The 8,016-nt window shown below is 72.1% G+C and carries 8 protein-coding genes, 1 pseudogene and 1 riboswitch; of the genes and pseudogenes, 5 read left to right on the top strand and 4 right to left on the bottom strand.

Features of this window, described 5'->3' with window-relative positions; genetic code table 11:
* The 3 genes from VN520_RS15430 to VN520_RS15420 form a co-directional block, all read right to left on the bottom strand.
* The coding region (locus VN520_RS15430) for an ABC transporter permease (RefSeq protein ID WP_325747488.1) at window positions 1-1,008 on the bottom strand (1,008 nt) is incomplete at its 3' end.
* A 23-nt stretch (window positions 1,009-1,031) separates the two neighbouring features.
* Window positions 1,032-1,811: a molybdate ABC transporter substrate-binding protein gene (modA, locus tag VN520_RS15425; RefSeq protein ID WP_325747487.1), complete on the bottom strand. Its 780-nt coding sequence runs from the start codon at window positions 1,809-1,811 to the stop codon at window positions 1,032-1,034.
* Between the two features lie 49 nt (window positions 1,812-1,860).
* Window positions 1,861-2,256, bottom strand: a complete 396-nt coding sequence (locus tag VN520_RS15420) for a helix-turn-helix transcriptional regulator (protein ID WP_325747486.1) — start codon at window positions 2,254-2,256, stop codon at window positions 1,861-1,863.
* Between the two features lie 415 nt (window positions 2,257-2,671).
* Between VN520_RS15420 and VN520_RS15415 the strand changes: the two genes are divergently transcribed.
* The 3 genes from VN520_RS15415 to VN520_RS15405 all read left to right on the top strand — a co-directional run bounded on the left by VN520_RS15415 (window position 2,672) and on the right by VN520_RS15405 (window position 5,580).
* On the top strand, window positions 2,672-3,319 hold the full coding sequence (locus VN520_RS15415; protein WP_325747485.1) for a TetR/AcrR family transcriptional regulator: 648 nt from the start codon (window positions 2,672-2,674) through the stop codon (window positions 3,317-3,319).
* A gap of 83 nt (window positions 3,320-3,402) precedes the next feature.
* Window positions 3,403-4,599 carry an NAD(P)/FAD-dependent oxidoreductase gene (locus VN520_RS15410; RefSeq protein WP_325747484.1) on the top strand — a complete coding sequence of 399 codons (1,197 nt, stop codon included), beginning with the start codon at window positions 3,403-3,405 and terminating at the stop codon, window positions 4,597-4,599.
* 342 nt (window positions 4,600-4,941) lie between these two features.
* Window positions 4,942-5,580 (top strand): TetR/AcrR family transcriptional regulator, encoded by a 639-nt coding sequence (locus VN520_RS15405; RefSeq protein WP_325747483.1) that lies wholly within the window; start codon window positions 4,942-4,944, stop codon window positions 5,578-5,580.
* 257 nt (window positions 5,581-5,837) lie between these two features.
* Here the strand turns inward: VN520_RS15405 and VN520_RS15400 are convergent, their stop codons facing one another.
* A complete protein-coding gene (locus VN520_RS15400) occupies window positions 5,838-6,068 on the bottom strand; it encodes a hypothetical protein (protein WP_325747482.1) in 231 nt (76 codons plus the stop codon).
* 357 nt (window positions 6,069-6,425) lie between these two features.
* Window positions 6,426-6,613, top strand: a riboswitch (cyclic di-AMP (ydaO/yuaA leader).
* 2 nt (window positions 6,614-6,615) lie between these two features.
* On the opposite strand from VN520_RS15400, the gene VN520_RS15395 reads away from it, so the two are divergent.
* Both VN520_RS15395 and VN520_RS15390 read left to right on the top strand, forming a co-directional pair.
* Window positions 6,616-7,482 carry a LysM peptidoglycan-binding domain-containing protein gene (locus VN520_RS15395; protein WP_325747481.1) on the top strand — a complete coding sequence of 289 codons (867 nt, stop codon included), beginning with the start codon at window positions 6,616-6,618 and terminating at the stop codon, window positions 7,480-7,482.
* Window positions 7,483-7,708: 226 nt separating this feature from the next.
* Window positions 7,709-8,016, top strand: a pseudogene (locus VN520_RS15390) (hypothetical protein); the annotation flags it as partial.

Below are 8,016 nucleotides of genomic sequence, written 5' to 3'. Positions count from 1 at the left end.
CGTCTTGCCCGCGCCGTTCGGACCGACGACGGCGATCGTCGTGCCCGGCTCCGCGTCGAGGGTGAGCTGGTCGAAGCCGGTGACCTCGGCGTGCAGCGGCCAGCTCTCGCGGGGCGCGGGAATCGCGGCGGGGGCGGGCGGGCCCTCCACGGGCGGCTTTGGGGTGAGCTCCTCTGCGGTGCGGCGCGGGGCCGCGGCGGAGCGGGGCGCGCCGGCCCAGCGTCCGCGCAGGGCGACGAGCACGGCCATGGCGATGGCGAGCAGGAGCAGCGAGACGGAGGTGGCCGCTTCGGGGGAGTCCTGGAGCAGCAGGTACACCTGCAGGGGCAGGGTCTGTGTGGTGCCCGGCAGATTGCCGGCGAAGGTGATGGTCGCGCCGAACTCACCCAGCGCCCGTGCCCAGGTCAGTGCCGCTCCCGCGGCCAGGCCGGGGGCGACCATGGGCAGGGTCACGGTGAAGAAGACACGCACCGGGGAGGCGCCCAGGGAGGCGGCCGTCTCCTCGTACCGTGGATGCAGGCCGCCCAGGGCCCCTTCGAGGCTGATGACGAGGAACGGCATCGCGACGAAGGCCGCAGCGAGGACCGCCCCCGAGGTGTGGAACGGCAGGGTGATGCCGAACGTGTCCTGCAGCCAGGGCCCGAGGAGCCCCCGCCGCCCGAACGCGAGCAGGAGCGCCACGCCGCCGACGGTCGGCGGCAGCACCATCGGCAGCAGGACGAGCGAGCGTACGAGCGCCTTGCCGGGGAAGTCGACGCGGGCCAGCAGCCAGGCCAGGGGTACTCCCAGCACGAGCGAGAGCCCGAGCGCCCAGGCGGAGACGAGCAGCGACAGCTTCAGGGCCTGTGTGGTGCCGGGGGCCGTCAGATGCGTGCCGAGCTCGCCCCAGGACGTGCGTGCCAGGACGCCGGCCAGCGGCAGCACCAGGAACACGACGGCGAGCAGGGCGGGAACCGCCAGGGTGAGCGGGGCGCGGGGTCCCGGCGGTCGGCTGCGGAGCTGTTTCATCGCGTCCCCTGCGGGCCGGGCCGTCACGGCTTCTGGAAGCCCGCGGCCCGCAGGATCTTCTGCGCCCCGGGAGTGGACAGCCAGGACACGAATGCGGCTGCGGCCTTGCTGTTCCCGGACGACTTCAGTGTCGCGGCCGGATAGGACGCGATCACGTTCTGCGCGTCGGGGATGTCGATCGCGTCGACCTCGCCGGTGGCTGCGGCGGCGTCCGTCCGGTACACGAGTCCGGCATCGGCCTCACCGAGCTCGACCTTGCTGAGGACCGCGCGGACGCTGGGTTCCTGGGAGACCGGCTTCACGTCGATCTTCCGGGCGTCCAGGATCTGTTTGCCGTAGCGGCCGGCCGGCACCTCGGGCGCGGCCAGGACCACCTTGAGCGCGGGATCGGCGAGATCCTCGATGCTCCCGATCTTCTCGGGATTGCCCTCGCCGGTGGCGATGACCAGCCGGTTCCTCGCGATGACCGTCGGCTCGCCGGTGTCCGCCGCCAGCCCGTCCATGGTTCTGGTGTCCGCGGTGACCAGGGCGTCCGCGGGCGCACCCTGCCCGACCTGCGCGGCGAGCTCCTGCGACCCCGCGAAGGAGAACGTCACCCTCGTGCCGGGGTGCTCCTTCTCGTAGGCGGCACCGGCGGTCGCGAAGACGTCGGTCAGCGAGGAGGCGGCCAGCACGGTCAGCCTGGTCCCGGGCGCCGCCGAGTCCTTGCCGTCGCCGTCGCTGCCGCAGGCGGCCAGGGTGGCGAGCAGCGCCGCCGCCAGGACCGCGGCGCCGGCCCGGTGGACGCTGAGGGGGAAGGGCATCAGGGGAACTCCTCGGTGAGAGCCGCCGTCCGCTGGCGGCGGTGCCGCGTCAGGCGCGGTCGATGTGCACACTGGTCGATTTCACGCGGGCCGTCGCCTGCGTGCCGACCTCGAGTCCCAGCTCCTCCACGGCTTCCCTGGTCAGCAGCGAGACGAGGCGGTGCGGGCCGGCCTGGATCTCGACCTGCGCCGCGACGTCACCGAGCTTCACCGCCGTGACGATGCCCGGGAAGGCGTTGCGTGCGGAGGTGTAGGGGACCTCGTCCTCGCCGGACCCGGACCGGGCGACCTCGATCGAGAAGGCGGCCAGGTCACGGCCGTCGATGAGGCGTCGCCCGCTCCCGTCGCGATGGGTCGCGACGCGGCCGGCGTCCGCCCAGCGGCGGGCGGTGTCCGGGCTCACGCCGAGGAGACGGGCCGCCTGCCCGATGGTGTAGGACTGCATAAGCGGCACGATATGCGGTTCGCATCAGCATTTACAACGGGTGTGGGCTTTCTGCCTCGCACATGCGTTTCCCTCCGGCGCATCGGCGCCGGTGTCGGCAGCTCCCAGCCGCCGAGCCGCAGCGCCGCCGGAGGGTCCGCGCGCCCCGGCGGCTTCACGCCAATTCCAGGCACTCCCCGGAGCTGCGGCCCCGGGTCCCGCAGGCCGCGGACCGCGCCGGGTGAGCAGTGCCGGATGCGGGACCGGGGCCGCCCCCAGGCCGACCACGGCAGGCGGTACGAGCGCCGCCGACACCGGGAGGCCGCCCTGCGGTGGATGTGCGGCCATCTCGGCCACATGTAAATCAGTCGCTTGACCGACGTGACGGCGGCCGATTGCCTGTTGCTCCGGGACGCCTCGACCGAGGAGACGGTGCATGGAACGGACGGATCGGATCGAACAGGCCGGCGGGACCAGGGAGCGGATCCTGTGCGCCGCGGAGCGGTTGTTCGCGGAGCACGGCGTCCACGTGGTGTCCAACCGCCGGGTCAGCGAGGCCGCGCAGCAGGGGAACAACGCCGCGGTCGGCTACCACTTCGGGACGAAGGCCGATCTGGTGCGGGCCATCACCCGCAAGCACTGCGGGCAGATCGAGGAGACCCGCGCCCGTCTGCTGGCCGGCATGAAGGACCCGACGGACATCGGGGAGTGGGTGGCCTGCCTGGTGCGGCCCACCACCGGGCATCTCGCGAGGCTGGGCAGCCCCACCTGGTTCGCCCGGTTCTGCGCCCAGGTCATGACCGACCCGGCGCTGCAGGACATCATGGCCGAGGAGTCGCTCGCCTGCCCTCCCACGCTGCGGGCACTCGAAGGGCTGAACACGTGCCTGCCCGACCTGCCGGCCGAGGTCCGTGCCGAGCGGGCCGCCATGTCGCGCACCCTGATCCTCCACACCTGCGCGGAGCGTGAACGCGCTCTCGCCACCGGCACCGCCGCCCCCCGCACGAACTGGCACGACACCGCCACCGGTCTCATCGACGCCATCGTCGGGATCTGGACAGCACCCGTCACGCCCTGCCGCTGACGGCCCCCTGATGCACCATCCGTTTCCCCCACCAGTGCTCCGGGGCCCGCGTCCGGGCTGTCCGGGCCGAGAACTGAGGCTCCATGACCCCCTCCCGTGTTCTCGTGGTCGGCGCGTCCGCCGCCGGCCTGGCCACCGCGGAGGCGCTGCGCCGCAAGGGCTACCGAGGAGAACTCACGCTGCTGGGCGCCGAGAGGCACCAGCCGTACGACCGCCCTCCGCTGTCCAAACAGGTGCTGGCGGGCAGCAGGGCTCCTGACACGACCCGGCTGCGGTCCCCCGAAGTGCTGGCGGGCCTGCACGCCGAACTCCTCCTCGGCGACCCGGCGGCCGGCCTCGATCCACGGACCCGTACGGTACGCACCGCGTCGGGCCGCGCAGTGAGCGCCGACGCCGTGGTCGTCGCCACCGGACTGCGGCCGAGGACCCTGCCCGGGCAGCCGGACGTCGAAGGCGTGCACGTGCTGCGGACGCTCGACGACGCCCTCGCACTGCGGGCCGGCCTCCTCGCGGCACGGCGGCTCGTCGTGGTCGGGGAAGGCGTGCTCGGCTCCGAGATCGCCGCCACCGCATGCGCCATGGGTCTGGACGTCACCCTGGCGGGCCCTCAGCCGACGCCCATGCTGGCCCAGTTCGGGCCCGTGGTGTCAGGGCTGCTCGCCGCACTGCACACCGGACACGGCGTCCGTCTGCGGCTGGGCCACGCGGTCACCGGACTGACCTCGGCCAGGGGCCGGGTGAGCGGAGTGCGCCTGGACACGGAGGAGATCCTGCCCGCCGATGTGGTCGTCGTCGCCATCGGGGCGGAGCCCGTCACCGGATGGCTGGCCGGCAGCGGGCTGCGCATCGACAACGGCCTCGTCTGCGACTCCCGTTGCCGGGCGGCGGAGGGAATCTACGCCGTGGGGGACGTGGCGGCCTGGCACCACGAGCTGTTCGACGCGCCCATGCGCCTGGAGAACCGTACGAACGCCACCGAGCAGGCCCTCACCGTCGCGGACAACATCCTGGGCGCCGACCGGCCGTACACCCCGGTTCCCTATTTCTGGACCGATCAGTTCGACGCCCGGATCCAGGCCCACGGCCGGCCCGGACCGGGCGCCGCGGTGACCGTCGTGGACGGCGACCCGGCGAGCGGGCGTTTCACAGCCCGCTACGAGCGCGACGGGAAGGTCACCGGCATCGTCGGCTGGAGCATGCCCAGACAGGCGCGCCTGCGCAGCCAGGAGATCGGCGGGCCGGCCCCGGCTCTCGAACCGTCCGCACCACGAAAAGGATGACGGTACGTCGGTCCCCGCACGACGAATCGAGGAAGCGGTGGCCAGCACGGTACGTCCTCAAGGGGTCCGGGCGCCCCCGGCCCCGGAACTCCCGATGCCCCGTGCGGCGGGTTGCCCGTTCGGCCCGCCGCCCGCCCTGAAGACCGAGCCGGACTGATCGACGACGGCACCGCCGTACTGCTCGACCCCGCGCCGCCCTCGGACCGGGCCGACGACGTCCAGCAGGCCGCGGCCGTCTGCCCGGCACTCGCCATCCGGATCCAGGACTGGCGCGAGCCGACGACGCCAGGTTCCGCTCGCATAAAATGGACCCGGAAGTCCAGAAGCAGGAGGTGTTCCGGTATGCCGAGCGGAACCGGCGCCGCCCCGCGGCTCACCGCCAAGGGGAGCGCGACCCGCCGCCGCATCGTGGAGGGGGCGGCCGATGAGATCCGGGCCAGAGGCGCGGCGGGCACCACGCTGGACGACGTGCGGGCGCGTACCTCGACCAGCAAGAGCCAGATCTTCCACTACTTCCCCGGCGGCAAGGAGGAACTGCTGCTCGCGGTGGGCGCCCGCGAGGCCGAACGCGTCCTGGAGGACCAGGAGCCGTACCTCAGCGACCTGGGCACCTGGCAGGCATGGGAGGCCTGGCGCGACGCGGTCGTCCGGCGTTACGAGCAACAGGGCGTCAACTGTCCGCTGGGAGTGCTGATCACCGAGCTGGGCGGCACCACCCCCGCAGCGCAGGCGCTCATCGGCCGGCTGATCGGCCAGTGGCAGGAGGCCCTGCGTACCGGTGTCCGCCTCATGCAGGACAGGGGCGAGGTCGACGCCCTGCTGGACGCCGACCGTACGGCAGCCGCTCTGGTCGCCGCGGTGCAGGGCGGGGTGACCATCCTGATGTCCACCGGCCGGATCACCCACCTGGAGGCGGCGCTCGACATGTCGCTGCACCTGCTGCGGGGCACGGCCCCTGCGACGCACCCGCCCGGGACCTGACAGGCAGGGGCCCTGCGACGCGGAGGGCACGGCCCCGCGTCCGGCCCCGCGCCCGGCCGGGACGGCCCCTGCGCGGCTCTTCTCCGCTTCCGGCCTGCGCGGCTTCCCCGGGCCCGGCCTGCGCGGCTTCCCCGGGCCCGGTCGGCATGGCTTTCTCCACCCGGCCTGCGCGCATCTCTCGTGCCGACGGTCCTGCTCCGCCCCCGGCGCCCTGCGGAGACCTCCCGTCGCCGCTCCCGGGCCGTCTCCCGGCCCGCTCAGTGCGGCTTCCAGTGGAGCTTGCCGCCCCCCACCCATCGGATGGCGGCCGGATCGTCGAGGTCGTGGACCGGAATGCCGGCCGCCGCCGCTGCGATCAGCACGTCCGTCATGGCGGTCGCGCTTCCGATCACCTCTCCGTCGATCTCCACGATGCGGAAGGGCGGATCCCCGGGCTGCACGGGCAGAACGGTGATCCGGGGGGCCGAGGAGTACGGGCTTTCAGTCATAGGCGGATCGGTTCCACGCAAACCCTCGCGATATGCCCCTATGCAGAACTCATGAGCCGTATGCCCGTTTTAGGGCGTTTAGTTTAAATAGTCTCGTCAGCCATAAAAGGCCATTTCGTGTGACCTGAGCCCCTTCGTTCAGGAGCAAACCGCCCGAATCGGACTCAGTGACCAGGGTCACCATGGGGGCCCCGGACGCAGGGGCGCAGCAGTCGGTTCCCTTGTGTGCCAAGCGGAACAGGGAGCGCGGTGTGGGGCGGATTACACGAATTCCTGTGAATTGATCTTGCGGACGAATTGTGATCACCGCGCCAGGCTTGTTCCTTTCCCTATTTCTCGCCTACGGTCACCATCACTCCGGACGGAACGCCGAATCCTGCCGCCGCCCGGTGACCCGACTACTTCTCGTACGGCAGGAGCGGGGGACCCAGGTAAGTGCCGAACCGGTTTCCGGGGCGGCTCGGGGTGAAGTCGCATTCGTGTGCGGCCGGGCATCTCCAGCCCGAACCCGACAGCTCACTTCGCAGGCGACGGAGAGGAATTCAGCATGCCCGAGAACAGTAAGCACCGTCGTTCCAGGACCAGTTCACTCGCTCGCGGCATCATCGCCGTGAGCACGGGCGGAGCCGCCCTGGCCCTCCCCGTGATCGGCGCGACGAGTGCCTTTGCGGCCCCGGCCCAGCCGGCCGCCGTCGAAAAGGCGACGACGTCGACTGCCGCGTCCGGCAAGGGAATTGCCGCGCAGAAGTCCGAGTCCACCACGCATTCCGTGATCTTGGGTGACACTCTCGCCAAGATCGCACGCGAGTATTCGGTGAACGGGGGCTGGAAGGCCCTGTACGAGGACAACCAGAAGACTGTCGGCGAAAACCCCGACCTGATTCACCCCGGCCTGAAGCTGGTTATCGGTGCCGACGCCGGGAGCAAGTCGGCGGACAAGGCCGAAAAGGCTGAATCAGAAGCCTCCGCCTCGTCCGACCGCGCCGAGGAGAGCGCCGTCCGCGTCGACCGCTCGGAGCGCACGGGCATCCCCGTCGCCGCTGAGGGCGCGCCCGCCGCCGAAGCCGTTCCCGCCGCCGAGCCGGCCGCGTACACGGACGACCTCGACGGCTGGATCAAGGAGTCGCTGGCCGTCATGGCCGAGCACGGCATCCCCGGCAGCTACGAGGGCATCCACCGCAACATCATCCGCGAGTCCGGGGGCGACCCCCAGGCCATCAACAACTGGGACTCGAACGCCGCTGCGGGCATCCCGTCCAAGGGTCTGCTGCAGGTCATCGACCCGACCTTCGAGGCCTACCACGTGCCCGGTACGTCGACGGACAGCTACGACCCGGTCGCCAACATCACGGCCGCGTGCAACTACGCCGCGGACAGGTACGGCTCGATCGACAACGTGTTCGGCGCCTACTGAGTCCTCGCGGAGGCGGGGCCGCCGGCGCACGGGGGTGTGACGCAGGGGCAGGGCTGACGGGTGGTGCGGGTTCGGCGGAACCCGCACCACCCGTCGTTCATGTCCGGACCCGTTCGTCCCCGGAGGCCGCCCCGTCGCGGTGCCACGGCGGCCGGCGCCCTGGCGACTGGCCGGGCGGAGCCCGGGTGACTGGTCTCGTACAGGTTCGTCGTCCATACTGCCCGCCGTGGAGCAGCGCATAGATTCAAACACCAAGACCGAGTTCGCCGCGGGCACAGACCCGGCGTACATCCCCGGCCTGACGGCCCCGCCCCCCGCCCGGACGGAGGTGGAAGCGGAGGCGGAGGCCACCGAGGAGATCCGGGACGCCGAGGCCGAGGACACGCTCGCCGGGGAGGCCGCGGAGGAGGCCGTGGACGATTCCACGGCCGCCGACGGTGCGGCCCCGGAGGCCGGGGCCGCACCGGACGCCGAGGCCGTGCGCAAGGGCGCCGACGCCGGGGACGGTCCCGTCTTCGAGGTCAGCGACCGGCG

This window comes from Streptomyces sp., assembly GCF_035563135.1.
GTDB lineage: Bacteria > Actinomycetota > Actinomycetes > Streptomycetales > Streptomycetaceae > Streptomyces.
The sequence above is the reverse complement of the archived record's forward strand: the minus strand, read 5'-3'. Positions and strand labels throughout refer to the sequence as shown.